Here is a 25,684-nt window from a genome sequence, read left to right as displayed (position 1 = left end):
ACCATGAAGCAGATTATACGCAAAGCCTTTAAATCTCGACTCAATCCAAATTCTGACCAAGTACAGAAGATGGTTGAGTTTGCAGGTGCTAATCGGTTTGTTTGGAATAAAGCCTTAGCAATGAATCTGTTCAGATTAGAGCAGAAACAGCCATTGCTTTGGTACAACGAGTTGTCATTTTGGCTAAAGCTATGGAAATCCTCAGAAGATTATGGATTTCTAAAAACCGTTCATTCTCAACCGTTGCAACAAGCCTTAAAAAACTTAGAAAAAGCGTTCAAAGACGGTTTTGATAAAAAACAGCCTTTAAAACGGATTCCAAAATTCAAGAAAAAAGGTTTGAGTGACAGCTTTCGTTATCCACAAGGATTTAAGCTGGAGCAAGAGTCTAGCAAAGTGTTCTTGCCTAAAATCGGTTGGGTGAAATATCGTAATTCACGCCAAGTCATTGGTGACGTTAAAAATATGACGATTTCCCGTAAAGGCAGTTATTGGTACGTGTCGATTCAGACTGAGTACGAGACCGAGCTAAAGCGTCATAGCTCAACCAGTATGATTGGTGTTGATATGGGCGTTACCCGCTTTGCAACCTTGTCAGACGGCTCATACGTAGAACCTTTAAACAGTTTCAGAAAGTTATCAAAGAAACTGGCTTTTGAACAGCGTAAGCTGTCTAAAAAAGTCCGTTTCTCTGCTAACTGGAAAAAGCAGAAACAAATCATTACCCGACTGCATGAGCGTATTGCCAATGCTCGTTTAGACTTCTTACACAAAACCTCAACCGAAATCAGCAAAAATCACGCAATGGTCGTAGTTGAGAATTTAAAGATAGGAAACATGTCTAAGAGTGCCAAGGGCAGTGTTGAAAAGCATGGTAAAAACGTCAAAGCGAAATCGGGTCTAAACAAATCCATTCTTGACCAAGGATGGGGAATGTTCGTTTCATTCTTGGAGTATAAACAGGCTTGTTCAGGCGGGGATGTATTGAAGGTAAACCCTCAATACACCTCTCAAACCTGCCCTGGATGTCAACATGTTAGTCGTGACAATCGCAAAAGCCAAAGTGCTTTTGAATGTACAGAATGTGGATTTAAAGCCAATGCCGACTTGGTAGGTGCCTTGAATGTACTTGAGCGAGGACATCGCTTGTTAGCCTGTGGAGTTGAAACGTTAGTTTCGTCTAAGAAGCAGGAACCAGTAGGCAGTAGCAATACAAACCTACTCTTAACGGCTTAATAAGTCGCTAGGAATCCCCTTCGTTTAGGAAGGGGAGGATGTCAAAGCGGGCTTTTTGTGAAAAACTACCTGACAAAACTACGAAACAAATGATATATGATCGGCTAAGACTTTTGCAAAAGCCCTCGCTAGAAGCTTTCTACTATTGATTATAAAGGGTTAATTTTTCAACCATTGGGGTTTTGCAAAGGTCTCGACTATCTAAAACCAGATTACAGATCAGTAAATAATTATCGGGAAGAGATCACTCGTGGTTATATATACTATGCTGTTTTGCGACAATATAGATCTGAAAATAGGCCTCGCTATCCCTAATTCATCGAACTATTGATGTAACCATCTGATCGTTTGTAGACCCAGCAGCGTCATAATTAATGAACCACCCATGTGTGTCACAATCATCACTATACTCCAGGCATATTGTCCGCGTGTCAACAAGGTAACCGTCTCAGCAGTGAAAGTAGAAAAAGTCGTCAATCCTCCAAGAAATCCGGTGATAATAAATAATCTCCATTCGGGTAATAAGCCAGGATATTGAATAAAAAAAGCCAAGGCAAGCCCGATAAAATAGCCTCCCAGCAAATTAGCCGACAGCGTTCCCAATGGTAAGTGCGGAAAAATAGAATTAAGCAGCAATCCTAACCCCCAACGTAGCCAGGCTCCAATAACAGCCCCCATGCCAACCGCTACAAAAGCATACAGCGTCATCTCTTTATAATAAAAATAGTGGTAAGTTTAAGAAATAATGAAGAATAGTACTACCCTCGCCTTTTAACCGCCCGAATTACCAAATGAAATTTTTGCAAATGCCCTCGCCATAAGTTTTATACTATTGATTATAAATAGTTAATTTTTCAACTGCTGAGGCTTTGCAAAGGTCTCAAAATATAAGTCATAGACTTGATCAGGCTGTTCCAAAGTCAACCAATTACCGGAAGCATCATACTCAAAGCAGAACCTTGGCATTGAATCTATATTTATTAGCTAACATAGCCATTATGGTTTAATTTATGAATCATCTGAGTAAGTGGATAATGCTATACTCTAGCTTTTAATTGTATTATTTTTGAAACCGTCTTGAAATTCTATTATCTTATAAGGTGATAGGAGAATACCTCTGGCCAAGTACACTAATGCGCTTCAGACTGTTTAAAGAGAATATAAATAATGTCTAATTTTCTCTTGTCAGCAGGATTTTTTAAGCTTTGGATTATATAAAATATCATGTTGACATCTATCGTAGTTTCTCCAATTAACCATGCGCTCCGTGGAGAAAGCTGGGCGTGTAAACGGTTGCAATCCTATGTTGGAAAAACCGCACGGGTTCGGATATTCCCCTTTTTAGATTTTAATTTTATCGTGCAGCCTGATTGTGAATTGGCGCATACAAAAAACAGTATTATAGCCGATACCACTCTTACCTTAACAGCCGGTTTAATACCACGCTTGCTCATGAACGATGAGGATGCATTTCACTCTATTATTATTTCAGGTGATAATGACTTTGCAACAGCGCTGCTAGACATTGGGAAGAATTTACGTTGGAATGCAGAGCAGGATCTGAGCAAAATTGTCGGGGACATACCGGCACACCGAATTACGCGAACAGGTAAGCAGGTTATTCACTGGCATGCCGGGAGCATTCATAATTTAACTCAGACGCTAGTGGAATACTGGGTGGAGGAACAACCTATGCTAACTAAATCGATTTATATAAAAGATTTTGCTCAGGAGATCAGCAAACTACAAGGCGATGTTCATCAATTGGAAGACCGAATAAAAAAATTAAGCAAATAATTATTGTCGTAAGCTGTCGATGCCCGTCAGAAAATCCATAAAATTTTCAACAATAAACTAGTGTGGTGCTATTGGATTAAGATAACAACCTGATAGATATTAATTTTTTAATCTATGGATTGAGTTACATAATCCATGCCATGCCATCATTTTCTCTCTCTATAAATGCGCATATTCCGTCTTCTTAAAATACAATCTGTCGCTTTTCGCTTCGGGCTCGATGAATTTTTCTTTAATTATGGCCGATTACGCTTCCTACAAAAACCAGTTAGATGGCTTACATTCTGGCGGCAACTTGAACGCCCCCGTAGCGAACGATTACGTCTGGCATTAGAAGCATTAGGCCCCATCTTTGTTAAATTCGGCCAAATGCTATCTACTCGGCGTGATATGCTGCCACATGATATTTCAGATGAGTTGGCTAAACTGCAGGATCAGGTTCCCCCCTTCTCTTCTGAGCTTGCACTCGCTACACTGGAAACAGCTTATGGAAAAAAAATTAATGAAGTATTCTTGGAATTTGATACTAAGCCGATCGCCAGTGCATCCGTAGCTCAAGTTCATCTGGCAGTCTTACATGATGGAACCGAAGTTGCGATAAAAATATTGCGACCGGGTATTGCTCCAATTATCGCGCATGATGTTGCTTTGATGGATACAGGCGCATGGTTGGCTGAGGCTCTGTGGCCTGATGGCAAACGTCTGAAATTGCGCCAGGTTGTATCAGAGTTTGCACGACATATTGATGATGAACTGGATCTTATTCGCGAAGCATCTAATTGCAGTCAATTAAGACGCAATTTTCAAGACTCATCACTCTTATTTGTACCTGAGGTTTATTGGGATTACTGTCATTCGAATGTGATGGTAATGGAACGAGTAAAGGGTGTACCCATTAGCCATGTAGAAACATTACGTGCACAAAATACTGACATTCCTCAATTGGCTCGTATGGGTGTTGAGATATTTTTTACTCAGGTATTTCGTGATGGTTATTTCCACGCAGATATGCATCCTGGTAACATCTTTGTCGGCGAAGACGGTCGGTATATTGCAGTGGATTTCGGTATCATGGGCACACTCAGTGACGAAGACAAAAATTACCTGGCCCTGAATTTCCTGGCATTCTTTCGTCGTGATTACGGACGAGTAGCTCAGGCACATGTTGAGGCAGGATGGGCACCCAAAAATACACGGATTGATGATTTCGAAGCGGCTATTCGTGCCGTATGTGAGCCTATCTTTGATAAACCACTCAAACAAATTTCTTTTGGACGCATACTACTTCAATTGTTTCGGGCCTCACGTGAATTTAATGTTGAAATTCAACCACAATTAGTATTACTACAGAAAACCCTGCTCAATATCGAAGGCTTAGGGCGTGATCTTGATCCTGATCTTGATCTCTGGAAAACAGCCAAACCTTTTTTAGAAAACTGGATGGCTGAGCAAATCGGTTTTCGGGGACTGGCAAGTCGATTGCAGAAAGAAGCACCTAACTGGACAACCATGTTGCCACAGTTTCCACGCCTAATACATCAGGCTTTAATTGAGAACCGTGCTCAGGTATTAGAAGAAAAAATGACTGATTTACTGGCTGAAGAGAAACGTCAAAATCGGTTATTAGCACTGATTGCTTTATTACTTACGGCGCTGTTACTTTGGCAGGTATTCCTACCCTGACCCTTAGCATACACCATACACTTTGAGACTTGTGCAAAAGTCCTCGCCAGAAGTTTTTTACTATTGATTATAAAGAATTAATTTTTAAACTACTGGCGTTTTGCAAAGGTCTCACTTTATCAGACGGGATGAAGTATTCAGCCTGATAGTAAATTTTGATAGAATCCCCATTTTTTTAGATAGTGACGTTATGGCGCTACTCGAGATTCGCAATATCACAAAGCGCTTTGGCAATTTTACTGCTGTAGATAATGTCAGCATCGATGTCAAGGCCGGTGAATTTTTTACGCTATTAGGACCATCTGGTTGTGGCAAAACAACTTTGCTACGCATGATAGCAGGATTTGATGCCCCAGATAGTGGTCAGATTCTGCTTGATGGTCGAGATATGGTCGGTGTGCCGCCAGAGAAACGCCCTATTCATACCGTGTTCCAAAGTTATGCGTTGTTTCCACATATGACTGTGGCGGAAAATATTGCTTTTCCCCTTAAAATGTCTGGAAAAATGCGGGATGAAATCCATTCCAGAGTAAACGAGGCATTGAGCGATGTCTATCTTTCTAAATTTGCTAACCGATTTCCCCATGAATTATCAGGAGGACAGAAACAACGGGTTGCATTTGCCAGAGGATTAATCAATCATCCACGCCTGTTATTATTAGATGAGCCATTGGGTGCGCTGGACGAAAAATTACGCGGAGAGATGCAAAGAGAATTAATTGATTTACAAAATGAAATCGGGGTTACTTTCGTATTTATTACACACGCTCAAAACGAAGCATTGGCATTGTCACATCGCATTGCTGTCATGAATCAGGGCAATGTCGAACAGATAGACGAGCCTTCAAGAATTTATAATTTTCCCTCAAACCGTTTTGTTGCTGATTTTATCGGTAAGATCAATATGATGGAAGCCAAAGTACTGGCAGTGACCCCTTTACATTTACAACTGAGCGTTACAGGCTTAGGTAATGTCACTGTTCCCGGAAGAAAAGACATCCAGGTTGGTAGTCAAGGCATCATGGCTATCCGTCCAGAACAAGTCAGAGTCTTACATTGTTCCGAAGAAAATAAGGTAGCCCCATACTTTATTGGTAGGGTGTCTGACTTTCTGTATGTAGGGGATGTAACCACCTATATTGTAGAACTTTCCAATAGCACACGTATCGAAGCATTGCTTCCCAATTCAATCCCCGGTCGCGCAAATTTTTTCGAAATCGGAGATCCTGTCATCGTGACGTGGCAACATGATTCAGGTCAATTCTTGAGTGATTAACGGGCAATTAAGAGCATATGAATAAAGAAAATGGCATCATAAAATGGCTGATCAGTGGCCCACCTCTTTTATTTTTGCTTGTGTTTTTTGCTATCCCCAGCCTGATCATGATCTTCACCTCATTTCGTTTCCCAGGTGAATTTGGTGGTCTGGCGCCTGTTTTTGTTTCATCAGGAGAAAGGAGTGATGAAAGTGGTCTGACGCTAGAAGCTTATCAGTTTTTCTTTAGTGACTTTCTCTATGTTGAGATTTTCCTAAAATCCTTTGCTGTCGCTGCTATAACAACCTTGATCTGCCTCACTATGGCTTATCCACTTGCTTTATTAATTGCACGTAGTGAAAAACGATTTCGTAATTTAATGATTATGCTGGTAGTGCTACCCTTTGCCAGTAATTTTTTGATCCGTATTTATGCCTGGATGATTATCCTTGGACCGGAATCGGCATTAAGCTATTTTATCAATGCTATTCTCGATATCTTTGGAATGGCCCCCGTAACTCTATTATTTTCCCCATTTGCGGTGCTGATCGGCATGGTTTACGTGCATTTGCCATTTATGGTGTTACCACTTTATACCAATCTGGAAAAGCATGACCCCGTTTTACTCGATGCAGCGCAAGACCTGGGTGCAAATAGTTGGCAACGTTTCTGGCGCGTTACCTGGCCACAATCACTACCCGGAATATTTTCAGGCTCGGCATTAGTTTTTATCCCTGTTCTAGGAATGTTCGCAGTTCCCGATATTCTAGGCGGGACAGGTGATATTCTCGTTGGTAACCTTATCAAAGATCAGTTTCTCGGCACCCGAGACTGGCCTTTTGGCTCAGCACTATCAATCATGCTCACACTCTCAGTCTTGGCCATCGCAGCCATAGCGACTTGGTTTGCACGTCCTGCTGTCGGCCGGCGCAGGCAATTTGGTGAGAACTAATCATCAAGCTTTATTTCTTCTATTATAGGCAAGAATAGGATCATTACAGAGGAAATTACATTTATCTCTTGCCCGGTATGATATAGCCGCTCTATCCACAATATTAATAAAATATATGCAACGTCAAAATATCACTTTATGGATTGCTGCTATTTTAGTCTACAGCTTTCTCTATATTCCACTCATTATTGTAGTGATCTATTCATTCAATGATTCCAAGCTAAATGCTGAATGGGTAGGATTCACATTATCCTGGTATAAAGCATTATTCAATAATGAAGAAATGTTATTAGCCGCTCGTAATTCATTAATTATCGCCGTGAGTGCCAGTTTCCTTGCGACAACATTGGGTACGATGGCCGGTTTGGCAATACATCGTTATAGGTTCAGGGTGTTACCTGTTTTGGCCTTCACTCCCGTAGCGATGCCTGAAATCTTATTGGGTGTTTCATTATTATTATTCTTTTTGCAAGTACTCAATTTAACACTGGGAATGATTTCCATTATTATTGCTCATACTACTTTTTGTATCGGTTTTGTCGCCATCATTGTGCGAGCACGATTACAGGGTATGGATGAGAGTATTTTTGAAGCAGCCCGTGATTTGGGTGCCACGCCCTGGCAAACCTTTCGGCAGATTACCTTGCCACTCATTATGCCTGCAGTAATTGCGGGTGCATTGATGTCGTTTACTTTGTCAATTGATGATTTTGTTATTACTTTCTTTACAAAAGGGGTGGGAGAGCCCATTTTGCCAATCCAGATTTACACGATGATCAAGGTTGCTGTCACACCAGAAGTCAACGCGATTTCTACCTTATTAATGTTACTTACATTAGCTATGATTATCATGGCTAACCGATTTGATTCTAATATATTGCGCGGAGAATCAAAATAATGCAGTCGTATTGGTTTAACCTCTATATCCGCATGATACTACTGATATCTTTGATCCTGTCTGTTACCGGTTGCAATAATCAGCAAGCGTTTAGCTCTTCCGCATCTGAATCCAAGAATACATTATATTTATTTAACTGGAATAATTACATTGCACCTGAAACCATTAAACGATTTGAGGAATATTGTCAATGCCATATTTCACAGGATTATTATTCTGATAATGAAGAAATGTTGGCAAAAATGGCTGCGGGTGCAACCGGCTATGATTTAATTGTACCCACTGGTAATGCTATGGATACCCTGATTCGTCAGAACGTGCTAAAACCACTGGATAAAACATTACTGCCTAATTTCAAGAATATCGACCCACTTTATCTCAATACTGCATTTGACCCGGCTAATCAATATTCGGTTCCGTACGCCTATACGCTCACTCTACTTGGTTTCAACCATACAAAAATGCAAGAACTCGGTTTACCCACTGATACATGGGCAATCATTTTTGAACCCGAGTATCTGAAGAAAATTAAAGGTCGTGTGACTGTATTAGATAGCCAACGTGAATTAATGGCTGCCGCACTGAAGTATTTGGGTTACTCGGCTAATGATACAAATGCACAGCACTGGAACCAGGCCAAGAATCTAATAGTACGTGCCAAACCTTATTGGGCCGCGTTTAATAATACCAGTTACATTAGGGAATTGGCTGTAGGTAACTTATGGGTAGCCCATGGTTACTCTAATGATATGTTTCAAGCAGAAAATGATGCGAGAAATACCAAACGTGACTTCCAAATTAGCTTTTCGATACCCAAAGAAGGAGCTGTCTTATCACTCGATAGCATGGTATTACATCAAAGTGGTCTACATACAAATCTGGCACTTCAATTCATCAATTTCATGTTAGAGGGAAAGAACTCAGCTGAACTCACTAATCTGATTGGATCCGGCAATCCTAATATGGAAGCAATGCAGTATATTCAACCCAAGCTCACTCATAACAAAGCTCTATTCCCAGATCAGGCATCACTTACTCAACTGGAAATGTTAGAAGATCTGGACCATAAACAGCGACGACTACTCAGTAGGCTATGGACTGAGATAAAATTACGCTAACATATGCTCTTGTTTATACATATCATGTCGGCTTGGTATTACTTAGATAAAATATTTTAGAGGTATGTCGATGAATTACTATCAATACCACGTGTTCTTTTGTGTTAATCAACGCGAAGCAGGCGCGGCATGCTGCCATAGTTATAATGCACAGGAAGTACGTGACTATGCCAAAGAACGCATCAAATCACTAAAGTTAAATGGAAAAGGTCAAGTACGTATTAATAATGCAGGTTGCCTTGACCGTTGTAGCGAGGGTCCGGTAATTGTCATTTATCCAGAAGAAATCTGGTACACCTATGTCGATAAAGATGATATCGACGAAATCATCGATGAACATCTACAAAATGGAAAAATAGTAGAACGACTTAGAATTTAGAATAATTTAATCAAATAAAAGATAGTGAAGTCATTTATTACCCAAAGATTCCATATTGAAGGCCCGGCAGGCAAGCTGGATACCATTTTAGGCAAGCCAGAAGGTAGTCAGCGTGGTATCGCGATCATTGCACACCCCCATCCATTATATGGTGGAACCATGGATAATAAGGTAGTGCATACGCTATTTAATACCCTGATTGAACTTGGCTATGTTACTGCTAAATTTAATTTCCGTGGCGTAGGCGGTAGTGAAGGAAATTACGATCAGGGTGTTGGTGAAGTTGACGATGTTATTTCAGTAACCCAAGCTATTCATAAGCAATTTAATAATCAGTTAATTCATCAGCCATTGATCCTGGCGGGATTTTCTTTTGGTGGCGCGATTCAATTGCTAGCAGCACAACGGCTTAACCCACAGCATCTCGTTCTGGTTGCACCATCAATCGCGCATTTAAATGTATCACCTCCTACTGAACAGACCGGGCAGACGTTAATCATTCATGGCGACCAAGATGACATAGTCCCGCTACAAACAATATTAAAATGGGCCGAACCGCAATCATTACCCATTGTTGTTATTCCTGGTGCCGAACATTTTTTTCATGGACGACTGGCAGTGCTCAAACGAATTATCCACAATACATTCAGTTTCAGAACATCAAAATAACATGGATGATTCATATCATTTAGTAATATCCTGTTTTTGCACAATTTTCAAACCGGGTAAATTCACCCAAAAAGGTTAGATCAACCTTCCCTATGGGGCCATTACGCTGCTTTCCGATGATAATCTCAGCAATGCCCTTATCCTGTGTTTCCGGGTTATAAACCTCATCTCGATAAATAAAAAGAATAACGTCAGCATCCTGTTCAATCGCGCCAGACTCACGCAAATCAGACATAACAGGACGTTTATTCGGACGTTGCTCAAGACTGCGGTTGAGCTGTGATAAAGCAATAACCGGCACTTTAAGTTCTTTCGCCAGTGCTTTCAATGATCGAGAAATTTCTGAAATCTCGGTAGCCCGATTTTCTCCCTGATTACTAGAGGACATTAATTGTAAGTAATCAACTACAATCAAACCCAATTCGCCATACTGGCGATATAGCCTTCTTGCTCTCGCTCTGAGTTCGAGGGCATTTAATGCCGCGCTTTCATCAATATATATAGGCGCATCATTCAGTCTACCCAATGCATGAGTCAGCTTTGGCCAGTCTTCATCCTGCAGACGACCAGTACGTACTTTATGTTGATCCAGCCTACCGACTGAACCCAGCATACGCATCGCTAACTGCGCCCCCCCCATTTCCATACTGAATACGGCAACCGGCTTACTAAGCTCAAGCGCAACATGTTCAGCGATATTAAGCGAAAAGGCCGTCTTACCCATAGAGGGCCGGCCTGCAACGATAACTAAATCTCCCGGCTGAAAACCAGATGTCTTCTGATCAAGATCATGAAAACCCGAAGCAATGCCTGTTACATCGCTCGGATTATCCTGACTATAAAGCAACTCTATGCGCTCAACCACTTGTTTTAAAAGTGGTTGAATATCAACAAATCCTTGTTTTCCTCTTGCACCCTCTTCCGCAATCTCAAAAACTTTGCTTTCCGCTTCATCCAATAAATTAACAGCCGACCGTCCAGCAGGGTTATACGCTGAGTCAGCTATCTGTGCTCCGACTTGTGCAAGACTCCGCATAATAGAGCGTTCTCGTACAATTTCTGCATAGTGTCTAATATTAGCCGCAGACGGTGTATTTTGTACGATTGCACCAATATAGGCCAATCCACCCGCATTTTGTAATTCAGCTGAAATTTCGAGTGATTCAGCGACGGTCACAACATCAGCCGGCTTATTGTGCTCAATCAGTTTGCAAATATGATGATAGATAAGCCGATGATCCTGTCGATAAAAATCATCATCGCTAATAATATCAGCTACTTTATCCCAAGCATGATTATCCAGCATCAATCCACCCAGAACTGATTGCTCAGTTTCAATTGAATGAGGCGGAATTTTATAAGCTTCTACAGGCTGACTTTGATTGATGCTAATTGGGGATTGAACCATATTATCCAGCTAACGTTACAAGAAACAGAGGGTAAATTCTATCACTTGCTTATGAAGAGATAAAAAAAAAAGGACTGTCACCAGCCCTTCCTTTTTACTAGTCAGCTGATCAGGCTCAAAGCGTTGCTTCTCCTAGCACAGAGACAGTAATATGTGCTGATACATCACTGTATAAGGCAATCGTCAACGAATAGTCACCTACCTGTTTCAATTGCCCTTGTGGCATACGAATCATAGACTTATCAATAGAAAATCCCTGTGCTTCAAGGGCTTCAGCAATATTACCATTGGTAACGGAGCCAAATAATTTCCCATCTCCTCCTGTTTTTTGAGTGATCTGCACTAACAATCCATCCAGCTTTTCAGCAAGTGCTTGAGCGGCTGTTAAAGCAACTGCTTGATTTTTCTCGAGCTCAACACGTTTCAGTTTAAATTCCGCAATAACTGCTTCTGTTGCACGCTTTGCTTTACCTTGCGGTATCAAAAAATTTCTGGCATAACCGCTTTTCACATTAACGATATCACCAAGCTGCCCCAATTTGAGGACTTTTTCCATGAGTATAATTTGCATATTCTAATCCCTTAATGCTGGTCTGTGTAAGGCAATAAGGCAAGGAAACGCGCACGCTCAACAGCGGTACCCAATTGTCTCTGATAATATGTTTTAGTACCGGTAATACGGGCAGGAATAATTTTTCCATTTTCACTGATAAAATCTTTTAAAACCTCAATATCCTTATAGTCTACTGCCTTAATGCCTTCCGCAGTAAAACGGCAAAACTTTTTCCGTTTAAATAAAGGACGATTGGCCTTTTTTTCTCTTTCTTTATCCTTACTATCTTTACGTTTTATAAAACGAGCCATTTTTCTTCCTATCTCTCGATTAAAGTTAAACTACACATTCTTCACATACAGCATCAAATGCTGATTTACTCGACGCTTTCTTGCGAAAAAGCCAGACTTGGCCTGATCCATCATTTACTACTCGCTCTAACATAGAATGTAATATATCTCACTCGGTGAATATATCCGTTTCTTTCAATGTAAAAGGAGGCTCATTTCAGGTTCTGTTATGCCCCTCCTTGCTGGAGTGTTAATGCATCAGGTTTAATAGTTTTCCGCAAATGATGGTTTAGTTACAGCCCAATAGCAATTCTGGCTAAACTTCAGCATCTGTTTTTTCAGGCTTTTCTATCGCTGTTGTTTTCTCTGTAGTTTCTGTAACCGCTTCTGAAGCCTGTGCAGGAGTTGAGCTTGCTTTCTCTTCCTGCTGCATCATTGGTGAAGGTTCAGTTATTGCACCATCCATTCTAATGGTTAGATGCCGTAAAATAGCATCACTAAATTTAAAAGCATGGTCAAGATCATCCAGCGTCTCTTGATCACATTCAATATTCATCAGCACATAATGTGCTTTATGAACTTTTTGGATAAGATAAGCAAGCTGGCGTCGCCCCCAGTCTTCCAGGCGATGAATCTTGCCATTTCTCGTAGTAACAATGCCGCGATAGCGTTCTATCATGGCGGGTACCTGCTCACTTTGATCAGGATGTACAATAAAAACAATTTCGTAATGTCGCATAATTTCCTTATGGGTAAAACCTCCTGTTCATTGATATCAATGCAGTGAGGCAAGGTTCTCAAGAGGTTCGGTATTGTACTGAATTAACAATACAATATCAAACCATACCAGGTTGATCATGATATCAACAATATAGAGGTACATCTTAGAGTCTGTTTTAAAACTTGGCATAGCGAGCCAGCCTGCGTGACATGAGTTTAATTCCATGTCCCCTCCCTTACCCAGCCCCGGAAATACCGGTAAACCGTCTGCCACGGCGGAAAATTACCGGGAAGCATGCCCCATTGGCAGCCTGATTGCAAAAGGTAGAAAATAGCGTTCATGAACGAGCGAAGACAGGTGGTGCCGGGCACCCGGTTTTTGCAGGAGGTGGAAAGTGTGGTTTTATCTTCTCCCATTCCGTATCCCTCATGTTGCTTGCTACCCCTTGTGGCCTCGCGCATAATCCTTGCGAGTGAAGGATGTCCATACCATTTGGTCTTTCTTGTAAAGATTCAACAACTCTACTCGTGAATCAAAGGATTAGCCCTCACTCAACCCTGGGGCAAGCGTTTTGAAACAGACTCTTAAGGGATAAGGATTTTGTCGCGGAGATGCAGAAAAGGATCGAGGAGGAAAAATACAATTTAGATATACCCAAGCAGTAAAAGCGGCCGATCGCAATACCTTTGTCTGAGATTGCCGCGCAATACAAAGGCCGCACAACGGCAATCATTGCAGCCTACAAAACAGGTGCATACAGCCAACGAGAAATCAGAGAGTACGATCAATTGCACCCAACGACAATTGGGGTTATTCTTCGCAAGAGCAAAAATTCTTGATTCTGGACCTGACACCTTTTTGTGCAACTTTGATAATCCTGCTCCCAGTGCTGTTTCAAGCGGCTGATCGTGACTGCTGATAATCCCGTTGCTTCTGGTTCTAATAGATGTTTCAGCGTTTCAGAAAAATCTCCCGTTGAAATTCCTCTCAGATATAACCAGGGCAAAAACGCCTCAATGTTCTGGGTACGCTTCAAATAGGGTGGTATGAGACTGCTGTTGAACTTGATGCCCAACTTGGAGCGATCCCGAGCTTTAGGGACTTTGACTGCAATGTCTCCAAGTCCTGTTTATATCGAACATGCAGGTAAGTATCCATTTCTGACTAATGCCATCTTACCTTCGTCAGTTCTTAAAGTGCCGTACTGCTCGATAAGCCCAAATTTTCCATTAGGAGAACCTATTGAATACATTTGGAATTCTCTAAATTATGGTTGCTTTAATTTGCAAGTTTTTCTTCCTGATTGTTTTGATGTAGGCTATTCATTCCATTAGTTTTTCGTTATTGGGAAATTCCTAATGGAAAATCTGGGATAAAAGTAGATACTTCCGCTTCAATAGCTGCAGCCAGCATTTTAGGCCGCCTTCTCGAAGTACTTCCTGCAATAGATCATTTTTCTCTGGTTTGTTCAGCTTAAAAATATTACTATCTGTCATGCGGTGTTTTCCTTTTTATTGGTTGATCTGCCCAGATCTTTACCAACAGGTTACACCGCTTCTTCCTCTGCTGTCATACACCAGAAATGATCATACCTCTCTACCCTCTCAATTGAGATCAACTAGTGTTAGTGAGTTATGCTGCTATTCATATTGCAATCCTGATATACAGTCAAATGAATCAATAACTGCATATCAGCTATAATTCCTTCATGTGCCGTGAAATCGAATGCTAGGATCATACAGTTTACTTCCCTCAGCCTAATGTTAAGCTGCCAGTGACGCTGCGGTAAGATGGAGTAACCTAGATCACTTGGGGTAAGCGCAAGAATGAGGATTCCGGAAAATTTCCAAATGATGAATGGGCACGTTTAGGTTGCATCAAAAACGGCAAATGAAAACCCTGGCACCCAAAGCCCGTATTAATTTATGCTAAAAGTTTCATGGAAAAAGACCACGGAAAACAATCTCACTGGATAACTTTGACGTCGAGTATGGTTATTCAAGCGCTACTGGCTGAAAGAAATGATGAACAGAGAGCCTTAGTTACCGAAGAACCCCCCATGAGCATTGTTGGCTGCGGTTAAGTGAGTAACTTGAATGAGAATTTAACCGCATTGAGTTATGCGTATACATTCACACATGGCATTGGTAAAATAGCAAGGATAAGTCTAATGCTTGATGTGTTGGCTGCTTTGTGTGCGTTAAGTACGTCAAAGATATACTCTGACTCTGGAAGAAATCTTCTCTAGCGCCAACCCTTAGTACTGGATACAAATAAATTTGGTGGCAAATTGATGGTAATAATAAGGCAAATAAAAATGTTTGCCTTATTATTACTATTGCATACATTGCCTTAGGATATAACATGCTGTTAATGATTGACAACTACGACTCTTTTACATACAACCTCGTACAGTATTTTTGTGAGTTAGGCGAGGAAGTTATGGTATTTCGTAACGACGAGATCACTTTGAATAAAATCTCGCAGCTGAAACCGAAGCATATTGTTATTTCTCCAGGTCCCTGCACCCCTGATGAAGCCGGGTTATCATTGGCCATAGTCGAACACTATAGTGGGAAAATTCCTGTTTTAGGTGTTTGTCTAGGTCATCAAAGTATAGGGCAAGCTTTTGGCGGAAAGATCATCCATGCTAAACAATTGATGCATGGAAAAACCTCCAAGATTTTCCACCATAATACGGGTGTATTTCGCGACCTGCCAAATCCTTTTATTGCGACACGTTATCATTCTCTTGTTATTGAACGTTCAACCTTACCTGATTGTTTTGAAATTACTTCATGGACTGAAGATGATGAAATTATGGGCATTCGTCATAAATCTTTGGTAGTCGAGGGTGTTCAATTTCATCCTGAGTCTATTCTGAGTCAGCATGGATATAAGATGCTGGGAAACTTTCTTGCTCAATAAGAAATCCGTCTGAAAAAGGATTGATCCATGAAACCACAAGAAGCACTGAATCGTATTATTGAACGTCAGGAAATTCTCCACGATGACATGCTTTCACTTATGCGCCAAATCATGCTGGGAGAGTTATCTCCCGTTCTGGTAGCGGCGATTCTCACTGGATTACGTGTAAAAAAGGAAACTATTGACGAAATTACCGCAGCAGCACAGGTCATGCGTGAATTTGTAACGCCTGTCACCATTCAGGATACAGGTCATCTCATCGACACGTGTGGTACGGGCGGTGATGCTTCACATACATTTAATATTTCAACCGCTTCTGCTTTCGTTGCTGCAGCGGCAGGAGCCCAGGTTGCAAAACATGGAGGGCGTTCTGTTTCCAGCAAATCTGGTAGCGCTGACATATTAGAAGCCGTCGGCGTCAATCTGAAACAAACGCCAGAACAAGTTGCACAAAATATCAATGAAATCGGTGTTGGATTCATGTTTGCACCGAACTATCACAGTGCCATGCAGTATGTGGCACCCGTGCGCCGAGAACTGGGCATCAAGACACTATTTAATATCTTGGGGCCACTCACCAACCCGGCAGGTGCGAAGAATCAGGTATTGGGGGTATTCAATACAGATCTGGTCGGGATACTGACGCGCGTATTACAGCGACTGGGCAGTCGCCATGTAATGGTAGTCAATGGCCAAGACGGACTTGATGAAATCACTATAACAGGTGAAACCAGGATTGGCGAATTAAATCAAGGGAATGTGATCGAGTATATCATCAGACCCGAAGATTTTGGTTTACAATCTGCGCCCATTAAGACAATACAAGTTTCTGACAGCGCTCATGCCAAGGCGATGCTATTGTCGGTACTTGAAGATCAGGCAGGACCGGCACGTGATATTGTAATATTAAATGCCGCTGCAGCCATTTACGTCGCAGGTGTAACCGACTCTTTGGAACAGGGAGTAAAGAAGGCTCGATTGGTCATCGAAAATGGCTCAGCCATGAGAAAACTACAAGAACTTGTAAAAATTTCTAACCAGGAAAAAGCGATTACAAATTAAATATGTCAGATATCTTAAGGAAAATATTGTCTGTTAAAGCACAGGAAGTTATTATCGCAAAAACGGCTAAACCATTTTCAGTCATACTTTCTGAAGCAGAATCAGCTGAGCCGGTACGAGATTTCACAGTAGCACTTCGTAATAAAATAGCAGCTGGACTGTCTGCTGTTATTGCTGAGATCAAACAAGCCAGTCCTAGTAAAGGCATATTGCGCGGTCAAACGGCTTCTTCATCTGCATCATCCTGTTCCAGTAAAAGCCCATCTGCCTTGTCAGCAGACCAAAGGAAAAGCGATAGTAATCTCGTTTTTAACCCCATTGAGATCGCGGATACCTATGCACAACATGGGGCTGCTTGTCTATCCGTATTAACAGATAAGCAGTTTTTTATGGGTAGTAATGAATATCTGCAGCAAGCACGCTCAGCCTGTACACTACCGGTATTGCGTAAAGATTTTATTATCGATGAATATCAGATAGTTGAAGCACGTGCAATAGGAGCTGATTGTATTTTACTGATTGTTGCCGCATTTGTAATAGAACAAAATTCTCAAGAGAAAACAACAGGACCTGATCCGCTGACATTAATGCTGAGACTAGAAGCACTCGCTCATTCACTCGGCATGTCTGTTTTAGTAGAAGTACATAACGCCACGGAACTGGAACTCGCGCTACAGCTGACTACGCCTTTGATAGGCATCAATAACCGGAATCTACGGACTTTTGATACCAGTCTAGATACAACACTGCAATTACTTGAGCATATTCCATCAGAACGTATTGTAATCACTGAAAGTGGAATACGAACACCCGCAGACGTTTCATTAATGCGTCGCCACCAGGTCAATGCTTTTCTGGTTGGTGAAGCCTTTATGCGCGCTGATGACCCAGGAATGGAACTAGAGCAGCTATTCAGTTAGTTCCGGTTCCGGTGTTAAACTAAGAGGAATTTCGGTTATTTTCTCAGGCTCTTCAGATAAAATCATTACAGTGACCCGTCGATTCCTTGTTCTTCCTTCATCTGTATCATTTGTTTCTATTGGTCTATATTCACCATAGCCAAGCGCTGTCAACCGATGTGCGGCAACACCATTTTCCATCAATAACCTGATGACACTGCTTGCACGTGCAGTGGATAACTCCCAGTTAGATGGGAAATTGGCCGTATTGATTGATACATTGTCCGTATGACCCTCAACGTGAATGGCGTGGTCATGCGTCTTCACAACTTGCGCTACTGCGCGTAATGTTAAATTAGAGTTTTCAGTAAGTTGGGCTTTCCCTGGTGAAAAAAGAACATTGGCGTTAATTTCTATCGTAATACCACGAATACTCTGCGTTACTCTCACTGTGCCATCTTCCACCAACGGCGCCAATGCCCGCATGATATCTTCAGCCATACTTTTGGTTTCCTGTTGTCTCAACTGATTTTTCACTCTTTTGTCTATGACTAATTGAGACTCAATCTGTATAGGCTGTTGCAGAATAATGGGCGGCACATCGCGCACGGATGACATAACCAAATTCGATTCACTACTTTTAAAAGCATGACTTAATGAATGACTCAAAACGTAATACTTGCTATCGTTTACAGAGGAAATTGCATACATTACAACAAAAAATGCAAATAACAATGTAATAAAATCCGCATAGGAGACAAGCCAGCGCTGATGGTCTTCAGGATACTCGTCCTGCTGAAAGCATCTTTTTCTCATCAGTGACTCTTCAAATAGTGGAGAAAATTCGAATATTTAACATAACCAGTTAAATAAAATAGCCTCTTAGTCTGCTTTCGATTAATCGTGGATTTTCACCATTAGCGATAGCAACCAATCCATCCATCAACATCTCACGCATAATCATATGATCGGTGATAATACTCTTCAATTTATTTGCAACTGGCAAGAAGACCAGATTAGCCAGTCCTACCCCATACACAGTAGCAACAAATGCTACGGCTATTCCACTCCCTAATCGATCGGGATCTGATAAATTTTCCATCACATGAATTAAGCCCAGAACTGCTCCTAAAATACCAATAGTTGGTGAATAGCCCCCTGCTGCCTCCCATATTTTGGCTGACTGACGTTGTAATGATTCTAGAGCGAAGCTTTCTATTTCTAATGCTTCACGTAATTTTTCTGGCTTACTTCCATCAGCTAATAATTGCAAACCCTTTTTTGTAAGGGGATCAGATACGGTCTGCACATGAGATTCAAGCGCTAGCAAACCCTCCTTACGTGAAATATGGGCCCAACCGATAACCTGCATGATCAATGTTTGAGGTGATCGCAACGGGGGGAAAAATACCCATACACTCATTTTAATACCGTTTATAAAAACCTTAATTGGACTTTGCAATAAAACTGCTCCCGCAGTACCACCAACTACAATTATAAAAGCGGCTAATTGCAGTAAGGAACCAATATACCCACCTTCAAGTATCTGACCACCAACAATAGCAGCTAATGCCAGTAAAATACCTGCAATACTATTGAAATCTATTCTTGATATTCCATTCATCACAAAACCTATCCTAATTTTATACGATCAGCTGTGATTACAATTCAATTCTCAAGTGTTTCTCAATCGACTACGTAAACGCGCCACAGCCTGCGTATGCAACTGGCATACACGCGATTCGCTCACACCTAATACCTCGCCGATTTCCCGCAAATTCATTTCATGCTCATAGTGCATGCCCATAACCATTTTTTCTCGAGGAGGCAAATTATCAATTGCGTTAACCAGCACTAATCGCAAACTCTCATCAAGCAAAGTATTTAGTGGGTCATTATTTTTATCTACAAATAAACGATCTAAAAATGGCTCTTCATCATCACCCTGGAAATCCTCATAAAAAATTAATTGAGCACCACGTGCGTTTTGTAACGTCACATGATATTCGTCAAGCGATATATTCAACTCGCTCGCCAGATCCTGTTCGCTGGGTGCACACCCCATACGTTGTTCCAATACATTCACCGCAGTCTCTATTTGCCGCATCTTCTTTCTTATGCTACGAGGTAGCCAGTCCGCTTCGCGTAATTCATCCAAAATCGAACCACGTATACGCTGCGCGGCGTAACTCTCAAACTGCCGCCCATATGAACCCTCATAGCGATTTATTGCATCAAGCAAGCCGATCATACCCACCTGAATGAGATCATCCACTTGCACACTTGCCGGTAGCTTCGTCATCATGTGGTAGGCAATACGCTTGACTAACGGTGTAAATTCAGTAACAAACTGTTCCTTATCGATGGTTCCAGTCTCGGTATACATATATTTTTAAACCGTAAAGTTTGTTACAGTCAGATGACTGGTACGAATCAGCCGTTGCATAAAGTTTTCCATGCCGCCCCCATAGTCATCAGGGCAGCATGAATGCATTATATTCTCTGCTATCTGCCTAAAACAAATAGCTGATTGAGAAGCCGGGAATGCATCTATCACTGCTCTACAGAGTTGTGTGGAACGTTGCAGTTTCTCATCATTTTGGACATAACCGATAAAATCAAGCGTGACGGAAAGATACTGCTGTGTCACTTTTGATACATGATCAAAAATAACCTGAGCATCATGTTCTGATTCCACTTTATTTACGAGCACGAAAAAATGTTGCTTTGCATATCTCTTACTCATAATTTTAATCAAAGCATAAGCATCAGTAATAGATGTTACTGATTTTGAAAGTACAATCAGCACCTTCTGGGAAGCCAAACTGAATGGAAGTACATGACTTCCACTGCCGATCGCCGTGTCAACCAACACAACATCGACCGGTTTTGCTAATTCCCCAAAATGCTTAATAAGCCATTCTTGCTCTGCTGAATTAAGCTTTGCTATCGCATGAATTCCATGCACTGCTGACAATATAAAGATGTTATCAGCCCCCTGTAAAATTACCTGCTCCAAGGTTTTATCACGATTAATGACATGCAATAACTCATAGCGAGCCTTAAGCCCCAGATTATCATTAACATTGTTATGGCATGGGTTTTCATCAATAATTAATACCCGCTTACCCATTTTCGCCAATGCTGTGGCCAAATTTATCACGGCGCTCGTTTTGCCCACACCAGACCTGCCCCCTGTAACCGTTATTACGCGGACCGAATCGCTTGGTTGAAATCCCGCCAACCCTCTTAGCCCAGCTGCTTGATCCAATCTATTTCTAATCATGATTGGCCTCAGCATAAGTCTTATTGGGATCCTGACTTGTGCTATTAATACCCGTCATAATCAAAGCAAATTCGGCATCTTGTAAAGCGAAAGGAGAGTTCTCTGGTGTTAATTTAAAAATACGATGAAGTAAATATCGCAGGTTAGCGGAATGAAGATCTTCAGGCACCTTCTGACCATTAGCCATATAATGGAGTATTAATTTCCGGCGGATGACCACATCAAGGGCCACACCAAGACTAGCTGCCTCATCCACTTTGGTTATGATGCATCCATGAATGCCATTACCTTGATATGCCGAGATTACCTCATCGAGTGTATTGCCACTGCACGTTGCGTTAAGTAACAATAGATGTTTTATGTTCAGGTTAGCATTGCATAGCATGGCCAGCTGCTCAGCAACCATTTGGTCACGTTGACTCATGCCGACTGTATCGATCAGAACCAAATGCTTATTTTTTAATTCGGACAGCGTAAGCTGTAGATCATCACTATCTTTAATAGTACGCACCGGCACGCCCAATAATTTACCATAAATACGTAGTTGTTCATGGCCACCTATCCGATAACTATCGGTAGTTAAAAGCGCCACTTGATCCGCTCCATGTCTTATTACGCAGCGGGCAGCAAGTTTTGCGGTAGTCGTCGTTTTTCCAACACCCGTTGGTCCAATAAGTGCATAAATACCACCATTCTCGATCATTTCATCACTCGAAGCAGTACGTAGATTAAATGCCAATGTAGACATGGTCTTTTTCAGACTCTGCTCATAATCTAAACCTGCTGATAGCTTATCGACTAAATGACGAGATAATAATGGACTAAAACCGGCACCCAATAGGGTACGTAAGATTCTCATCTTTTCTGGTTTTTGCTGTGTATAGTTTCCCCATGCAACCGTTGCCAGCTGATCCTCAAGCGTAGTCCGCATAGCATGAATTTCACCAATGATATTTTGTGCCAACGTTTCTGATACGATTTCTCTCGAAGCATATTCAAGCTGTCGTGTATTTGAATTAGATACTGATGGTGGAATAGTTGCAGGAGATTCCGCTTCTGATTCAACAGATGCATCATTTGTATTAGACATATCCGCCAAATTAGATATTTCGGCATTAGCGAGTGCCATAATTTCCACCCCGTCTTCTGTCTGCCTATTCGACAATATTATCGCATCAGCACCCAGCTCATTCTTAACCTGATTCAATGCCTCGCGTGTGGCTTTAGCTATAAATCTTCTGATTTTCATTTACCACCCCCTCCTACAATAGAAGTAATCTTAATTTTTCTAGAGACTGGAATCTCTGAATAGGAAAATACCCTTAGTTGAGGTAACATGCGACGCAAGAACCGGGAGAGTAATACTCGAATCGATCCGGGGACCAGCAATACAACCGGTAATCCCAACTGTTCCTGGCGTTGTGCCGCAATGCTCACTTCTCTTGATAAGGTATCAGCCAATCCAGGCTCAATTCCACCACCTGCTGATGCGCCAGAATGAATCGTCTGCATTAACACGTTCTCCAATTCATGATGCAGGCTCATTACCTGCAACTCTGCATCCACTACCGGGAAACATTGCTCTACAATTGCGCGACCCAATGCAACACGCACAATCGCTGTCAGTTCTGTGGCGTCTTGTGTTCGTACCGCATGCTCGGTAAGAATATCAATAATGGTACGCATATCACGTATATGCACGTTTTCTGCTAATAAATTGTGTAAGATTTTCTGCACTACTGACAACGATAATAGCTTTGGCACCAGCTCCTCTAGGAGTTTTGGTGATTGACGACTCAGATGATCAAACAACTGCTGCAGTTCTTGTCGACCAAGCAGCTCAGCAGCATGGCTATGAATTAAATGGTTGACATGCGTTGTTACCACAGTACTTGCATCTACCACGGTATAACCATTATTTTGTGCCTGTTCACGTAGAGAGGCTTCAATCCAAACTGCCGGTAGGCCAAATGCAGGATCACTCGTTATTGTTCCAGGTATTGCCATCGTAACTCTTCCCGGATTAATAGCCAGATACATGCCATTATATGATTCCCCTTCTCCAATAACCGAGCCTTTCAGCGTAAATCGATAGGCATTAGGGCGTAATTCCAGGTTATCGCGTATATGTACAGCGGGGGGTAAAAATCCAATTTCTTGTGCAAATTTTCTTCGAATTCCATTAATACGCTTCAATAAATCACCTTGCTGCATTTTATCGACCATCGGAATCAGACGATAACCCACTTCAAGGCCCAGTACATCTATAGGCGTCACATCTTCCCAACTAGCGTCCTGGGCTTCTGTTGTCGGCATTTCAGGTGTGACGGGGTCTGCTGTATTAGTGATTGAAATACGTGTACTGACAAAATAGGCGCTCGTGCCAAGGAGTGCCGCAAGTAAAAGGAATACAAAATTGGGCATACCAGGAACAAGCCCCATCACACCAAGAATACTCGCTGTCAGAATTAACACTTGAGGTTGATTAAATAACTGACCCAGCACTTGCTCGCTGAGATCTTCATCCGTTGTAACCCGACTAACAACCAAACCTGCTGCAGTTGAAATCACTAATGCCGGAATCTGTGCAACCAACCCGTCACCAATGGTCAGTAATGTGTAATTCTTAGCAGCAATACTCAGCTCAAGATCATGCTGCATGACCCCCACAATTAGCCCACCAATGATGGTAATTAACATAACGATAACCCCGGCTATCGCATCACCCCGTACAAATTTGCTAGCCCCATCCATCGAACCATAAAAATCGGCCTCCTGAGAAATGGTAGCGCGACGATTACGGGCCTCATCTTCACCAATCAAACCCGCATTGAGATCAGCATCAATTGCCATTTGCTTACCAGGCATCGCATCAAGAGTGAAGCGAGCACTTACCTCGGCAATACGACCTGCTCCCTTAGTAATCACGACAAAGTTAATCACCACCAGAATGATGAATACAACTAAACCGACCGCATAATTACCTCCCACCAGAAAGTGCCCAAATGCTTCGATAACCTTACCCGCAGCATCTGGACCGGTATGCCCTTCAAGTAATACAACCCGTGTGGAAGCAACGTTTAGAGACAGGCGCAATAATGTGGTAATTAGCAGAACCGTTGGGAATACTGCAAATTCAAGCGGATTTTTCGTATAGAGACTAACTAGTAAAACAATAATTGCTAAAGCAATATTAAACGTAAAAAGAAGGTCAAGTATAAAGGGAGGCAGCGGTAACACCATCATGCTCAAGATCATAATGATCAATACCGGGCCTGCAAGGCTTCTTAAGCTATTACCATTCATCAAAGATGATAAAATGAAGGAATCATTCAGGTTATTCATTATTGACAACGAATTCCGTTCAATAATTTACTCATATCATCTGTCCTTTATCTATTGATAGCAGTTAGGGTAAATCAAGTTCGTCAGGTACGGGCACATCACATGGCGGTTGCGGTATGGATCCACCATATTCCTGATAACGTCGCAATTGAAAAATATACGCAAGAATCTCGGCGACCGCAGTGTAGAGTATTTCCGGTATTTCAGAATCTAATTCAGCATGATGATACAAGGCGCGTGCAAGCGGCGGAGCTGCCAGAATTGGGATGCGATTTTCTGCTGCTATTTCACGCATTCGAGCGGCTAGCAAATGAACACCCTTTGCAACAACTTTAGGTGCATTCATGGATTCACTCTGATAACGTAAAGCTACTGCATAATGCGTTGGATTAGTCACAATGACATCCGCTTTAGGAATCTCAGCCATCATACGACGACGGGCCGCTTCGCGTTGCAGATTCCGGATACGTCCCTTAACCAGAGGATCGCCTTCGTCCTCCTTTGCTTCCTTACGAATTTCTTCTTTTGTCATTTTGAGTTTTCGACTATGTTCCCAGATCTGAAAAGGAACATCGATAGCAACAATTAATACCATCGCACCCGCAATCGAAACGAAGCTCAATCCAAGCAATTCTCCCGTACGCGCAATACCCAAGTCGATAGGCGTGGCTATTAATGACAACACCCCCTCTTTATTCTGCCAAAACACTAAAGTTGCCACACTGCCAATAACCAGTGTTTTAACAATGGCTTTTACTAACTCGGTCAAGCCGTGTGTAGAAAAAATTCTGGAGAATCCCTTCATTGGATTTAAACGTTTAAAATCTGGAATAAGGGCCTTAGAGCTAAAAAGCCAGCCACTCATTAACATGGGTGCGAAAATAGCCACAGTGAGAAGCAAAAACAATAGAGGAGCTAATGCGAATAATCCTTCAGAAGAAAGTTCGTATAATCGATTGAGCATCAGATCAGTTTGAAATGCCAATATGCGTTCTATCTGTATACCCTCTCTCATTATGCTGGAGAGTTTGCCTATCAGACCGCTACCCATAAACCATATACCGGTGGATGCTGCCAATAGCAATGTAAATGTAGTTAATTCTTGAGAACGCGCGACCTGCCCATCCTCCCTCGCCTTTTCCAGGCGTTTGGGCGTCGCAGATTCTGTACGCTCAAGATCACTATCTTCAGCCATGCTAAACTC

At 41.8% G+C, this 25,684-nt stretch carries 27 protein-coding genes and 1 pseudogene; 13 read left to right on the top strand and 15 right to left on the bottom strand.

What is annotated here, in order from left to right:
- Positions 1-3: 3 nt before the first annotated feature.
- The gene (locus BUQ89_RS08850) at positions 4-1,236 is read left to right on the top strand and encodes an RNA-guided endonuclease InsQ/TnpB family protein (RefSeq protein ID WP_074202583.1); all 1,233 of its coding nucleotides are present in this window, start codon (positions 4-6) and stop codon (positions 1,234-1,236) included.
- 324 nt (positions 1,237-1,560) lie between these two features.
- Here the strand turns inward: BUQ89_RS08850 and crcB are convergent, their stop codons facing one another.
- A complete protein-coding gene (gene crcB / locus BUQ89_RS08845; RefSeq protein WP_028462087.1) occupies positions 1,561-1,944 on the bottom strand; it encodes a fluoride efflux transporter CrcB in 384 nt (127 codons plus the stop codon).
- 516 nt (positions 1,945-2,460) lie between these two features.
- Between crcB and BUQ89_RS08840 the strand changes: the two genes are divergently transcribed.
- The 8 genes from BUQ89_RS08840 (at position 2,461) to BUQ89_RS08805 (ending at position 9,988) form a co-directional block, all read left to right on the top strand.
- Entirely contained in the window at positions 2,461-3,033 is a 573-nt protein-coding gene (locus BUQ89_RS08840; protein WP_028462086.1) for a ubiquinone biosynthesis accessory factor UbiJ, read from the top strand.
- Between the two features lie 165 nt (positions 3,034-3,198).
- Entirely contained in the window at positions 3,199-4,716 is a 1,518-nt protein-coding gene (gene ubiB / locus BUQ89_RS08835) for a ubiquinone biosynthesis regulatory protein kinase UbiB (protein ID WP_028462085.1), read from the top strand.
- Positions 4,717-4,906: 190 nt separating this feature from the next.
- Positions 4,907-5,992 (top strand): ABC transporter ATP-binding protein, encoded by a 1,086-nt coding sequence (locus tag BUQ89_RS08830; RefSeq protein WP_028462084.1) that lies wholly within the window; start codon positions 4,907-4,909, stop codon positions 5,990-5,992.
- A gap of 17 nt (positions 5,993-6,009) precedes the next feature.
- Positions 6,010-6,924, top strand: a complete 915-nt coding sequence (locus BUQ89_RS08825) for an ABC transporter permease (RefSeq protein ID WP_036573569.1) — start codon at positions 6,010-6,012, stop codon at positions 6,922-6,924.
- Between the two features lie 115 nt (positions 6,925-7,039).
- A complete protein-coding gene (locus BUQ89_RS08820) occupies positions 7,040-7,822 on the top strand; it encodes an ABC transporter permease (RefSeq protein ID WP_028462083.1) in 783 nt (260 codons plus the stop codon).
- A complete protein-coding gene (locus BUQ89_RS08815; RefSeq protein WP_036573565.1) occupies positions 7,822-8,940 on the top strand; it encodes an ABC transporter substrate-binding protein in 1,119 nt (372 codons plus the stop codon). Before BUQ89_RS08820 ends, BUQ89_RS08815 begins: the two co-directional genes overlap by 1 nt.
- A 70-nt stretch (positions 8,941-9,010) precedes the next feature.
- Positions 9,011-9,319, top strand: a complete 309-nt coding sequence (locus BUQ89_RS08810; protein WP_028462081.1) for a (2Fe-2S) ferredoxin domain-containing protein — start codon at positions 9,011-9,013, stop codon at positions 9,317-9,319.
- 24 nt (positions 9,320-9,343) lie between these two features.
- The gene (locus BUQ89_RS08805) at positions 9,344-9,988 is read left to right on the top strand and encodes an alpha/beta hydrolase (protein ID WP_083399548.1); all 645 of its coding nucleotides are present in this window, start codon (positions 9,344-9,346) and stop codon (positions 9,986-9,988) included.
- A gap of 19 nt (positions 9,989-10,007) precedes the next feature.
- On the opposite strand, the gene dnaB is transcribed toward BUQ89_RS08805, so the two are convergent.
- The 7 genes and pseudogenes from dnaB to BUQ89_RS08775 all read right to left on the bottom strand — a co-directional run.
- Positions 10,008-11,396 (bottom strand): replicative DNA helicase, encoded by a 1,389-nt coding sequence (gene dnaB, locus BUQ89_RS08800; RefSeq protein ID WP_028462079.1) that lies wholly within the window; start codon positions 11,394-11,396, stop codon positions 10,008-10,010.
- A 115-nt stretch (positions 11,397-11,511) separates the two neighbouring features.
- The gene (gene rplI / locus BUQ89_RS08795; RefSeq protein WP_028462078.1) at positions 11,512-11,967 is read right to left on the bottom strand and encodes a 50S ribosomal protein L9; all 456 of its coding nucleotides are present in this window, start codon (positions 11,965-11,967) and stop codon (positions 11,512-11,514) included.
- Between the two features lie 11 nt (positions 11,968-11,978).
- Positions 11,979-12,260 (bottom strand): 30S ribosomal protein S18, encoded by a 282-nt coding sequence (gene rpsR, locus BUQ89_RS08790; protein ID WP_036573561.1) that lies wholly within the window; start codon positions 12,258-12,260, stop codon positions 11,979-11,981.
- Positions 12,261-12,555: 295 nt separating this feature from the next.
- The gene (rpsF, locus tag BUQ89_RS08785; protein WP_036573558.1) at positions 12,556-12,978 is read right to left on the bottom strand and encodes a 30S ribosomal protein S6; all 423 of its coding nucleotides are present in this window, start codon (positions 12,976-12,978) and stop codon (positions 12,556-12,558) included.
- 36 nt (positions 12,979-13,014) lie between these two features.
- Complete coding sequence (locus BUQ89_RS13730) at positions 13,015-13,185, bottom strand: hypothetical protein (RefSeq protein ID WP_177183600.1); 171 nt, start codon at positions 13,183-13,185, stop codon at positions 13,015-13,017.
- Entirely contained in the window at positions 13,176-13,301 is a 126-nt protein-coding gene (locus BUQ89_RS14635) for a transposase (protein ID WP_425434879.1), read from the bottom strand. The genes BUQ89_RS13730 and BUQ89_RS14635 overlap by 10 nt, the downstream gene beginning before the upstream one ends.
- Positions 13,302-13,744: 443 nt before the next feature.
- Positions 13,745-14,077: pseudogene (locus BUQ89_RS08775) on the bottom strand (transposase); the annotation flags it as partial.
- A gap of 822 nt (positions 14,078-14,899) precedes the next feature.
- On the opposite strand from BUQ89_RS08775, the gene BUQ89_RS13725 reads away from it, so the two are divergent.
- From BUQ89_RS13725 to BUQ89_RS08760, 4 genes are all read left to right on the top strand, one after another.
- Complete coding sequence (locus tag BUQ89_RS13725; RefSeq protein WP_177183602.1) at positions 14,900-15,043, top strand: hypothetical protein; 144 nt, start codon at positions 14,900-14,902, stop codon at positions 15,041-15,043.
- 281 nt (positions 15,044-15,324) lie between these two features.
- Positions 15,325-15,888 (top strand): anthranilate synthase component II, encoded by a 564-nt coding sequence (locus BUQ89_RS08770; protein WP_028462076.1) that lies wholly within the window; start codon positions 15,325-15,327, stop codon positions 15,886-15,888.
- A 27-nt stretch (positions 15,889-15,915) separates the two neighbouring features.
- A complete protein-coding gene (gene trpD / locus BUQ89_RS08765) occupies positions 15,916-16,950 on the top strand; it encodes an anthranilate phosphoribosyltransferase (RefSeq protein ID WP_028462075.1) in 1,035 nt (344 codons plus the stop codon).
- Positions 16,951-16,952: 2 nt separating this feature from the next.
- Positions 16,953-17,870 carry an indole-3-glycerol phosphate synthase TrpC gene (locus BUQ89_RS08760; protein WP_028462074.1) on the top strand — a complete coding sequence of 306 codons (918 nt, stop codon included), beginning with the start codon at positions 16,953-16,955 and terminating at the stop codon, positions 17,868-17,870.
- Here BUQ89_RS08760 and motD read toward each other — a convergent pair.
- The 7 genes from motD to flhB form a co-directional block, all read right to left on the bottom strand.
- Positions 17,859-18,665 (bottom strand): flagellar motor protein MotD, encoded by an 807-nt coding sequence (gene motD, locus BUQ89_RS08755; RefSeq protein ID WP_036573554.1) that lies wholly within the window; start codon positions 18,663-18,665, stop codon positions 17,859-17,861. The two genes, BUQ89_RS08760 and motD, sit on opposite strands and share 12 nt — an antisense overlap.
- A gap of 49 nt (positions 18,666-18,714) precedes the next feature.
- Positions 18,715-19,473, bottom strand: a complete 759-nt coding sequence (locus BUQ89_RS08750) for a flagellar motor protein (protein WP_218146765.1) — start codon at positions 19,471-19,473, stop codon at positions 18,715-18,717.
- A gap of 51 nt (positions 19,474-19,524) precedes the next feature.
- Entirely contained in the window at positions 19,525-20,235 is a 711-nt protein-coding gene (locus tag BUQ89_RS08745) for an RNA polymerase sigma factor FliA (RefSeq protein ID WP_028462071.1), read from the bottom strand.
- Between the two features lie 6 nt (positions 20,236-20,241).
- The gene (locus BUQ89_RS08740) at positions 20,242-21,135 is read right to left on the bottom strand and encodes an AAA family ATPase (RefSeq protein WP_028462070.1); all 894 of its coding nucleotides are present in this window, start codon (positions 21,133-21,135) and stop codon (positions 20,242-20,244) included.
- Entirely contained in the window at positions 21,128-22,384 is a 1,257-nt protein-coding gene (gene flhF, locus BUQ89_RS08735) for a flagellar biosynthesis GTPase FlhF (RefSeq protein ID WP_028462069.1), read from the bottom strand. The genes BUQ89_RS08740 and flhF overlap by 8 nt, the downstream gene beginning before the upstream one ends.
- Positions 22,381-24,441 (bottom strand): flagellar biosynthesis protein FlhA, encoded by a 2,061-nt coding sequence (gene flhA / locus BUQ89_RS08730; protein ID WP_143071270.1) that lies wholly within the window; start codon positions 24,439-24,441, stop codon positions 22,381-22,383. Before flhA ends, flhF begins: the two co-directional genes overlap by 4 nt.
- A 103-nt stretch (positions 24,442-24,544) precedes the next feature.
- Positions 24,545-25,675: a flagellar biosynthesis protein FlhB gene (flhB, locus tag BUQ89_RS08725; protein ID WP_028462067.1), complete on the bottom strand. Its 1,131-nt coding sequence runs from the start codon at positions 25,673-25,675 to the stop codon at positions 24,545-24,547.
- Positions 25,676-25,684: the final 9 nt, after the last annotated feature.

This window comes from Nitrosomonas cryotolerans ATCC 49181, from assembly GCF_900143275.1.
GTDB lineage: Bacteria > Pseudomonadota > Gammaproteobacteria > Burkholderiales > Nitrosomonadaceae > Nitrosomonas > Nitrosomonas cryotolerans.
Note: the sequence above shows the minus strand (reverse complement) of the source record. Positions and strands in the feature narration are given on the sequence as shown.